General features: G+C 73.4%; 1 pseudogene. It reads left to right on the forward strand.

Annotated elements, in window-relative coordinates:
• A pseudogene (locus FV222_RS26805) lies at positions 1–1,161 on the forward strand (ABC transporter ATP-binding protein); the annotation flags it as partial.

Genomic DNA, 1,161 nt, shown 5'->3' on the forward strand with positions numbered 1-1,161 from the left:
GGGCACGATCTCGGAGGGTTCGACGCCGCCGACCGCGCCCGGCGCATCGCGTTCGCGGCCGGCGAGGCGATCCTGGTCGAGGGCAGCTTGCGCGCCAACATCCTCTACGGCGCCGATCCCTCGGCAGCCCCCGACCAGCCCGCCTTCGTCGAGATCCTGCGGATCACCGGGCTCGACGCCTTCGCCTACGCCCGCGGCCTCCTCGGCCGGGTCGATCCCATTGCTGCGCCGGACTTCGCCCGCGCCCTGGTGGCCGCCCGCGCGACGATGCGGGCGGTGCTTCGGGCCGAGGGGGCCGAGCGCCTGGTCGAGCCGTTCGATCCCGCCCGCTACAACCATCAGGCGACGGTCGGCGAGAACATCCTGTTCGGCGAGCCGGTGGGCCCGACCTTCGCGCCCAAGCGCTTGGCGCGGCATCCCTACATGCGGGCGGTGCTGGAGGCGGAAGACCTCGTCCGCCCGCTCACCGAGATCGGCCTCGCCGTCGCGCGGAGCACCGTCGAGATCTTCGCCGAGCTGCCCAACGACCATCCGCTGTTCGATGCGTTCTCCCTCTTCCCGGCGGACGAGCGCGGCTACTTCGAGGATCTGGTGGTGCGCCAGCCGAGCGCGGTCGCCCTGCGTCGCGGCCCGGCGGGCCAGCGCGACCGCGAGCGGCTGATCGGTCTGGCGTTGCGCTACAGCGAAACCCGCCACCGCTTCGGCCTGATCGATCCGGCGTTCGAAGAGAGGCTCGTGGCCGCCCGCCAGTCCTTCGCGCGGATGCTGCCGTCGTATCTCGCCGCGGCTGTGGAGTTCTACGATCCGACGCGGATCAACCCGGCGGCCAGCGTCGAGGAGAACCTGCTGTTCGGCCGCGTCAGCCAGGGCGAGGCCGGCGCCGAGCCGCGGGTGCGCGCGATCGTCCGGCGGGTGCTGACCGAGGAGGGCCTGGAGGCCTCGGTCTACCGCCTCGGGCTCGAGAGCCGCGTCGAACCCGGCAGCGCCGGCACCGGCTCGGTCGCGGGCGAGGGCGCGATTCCGGTCGAGATGCGCATCGCGATCGACCTCGCCCGCTGCCTGATCCGCCAGCCCGACATCGTCGTGGTCGCGATCCTGCTCGACGAGCGCAAGCCCGCCGAGATCGCGGCGCGCATCACCCGCCTGCGCGCGGCCCGCGCC

It is taken from the genome of Methylobacterium sp. WL103 (assembly GCF_008039885.1).
GTDB lineage: Bacteria > Pseudomonadota > Alphaproteobacteria > Rhizobiales > Beijerinckiaceae > Methylobacterium > Methylobacterium cerastii.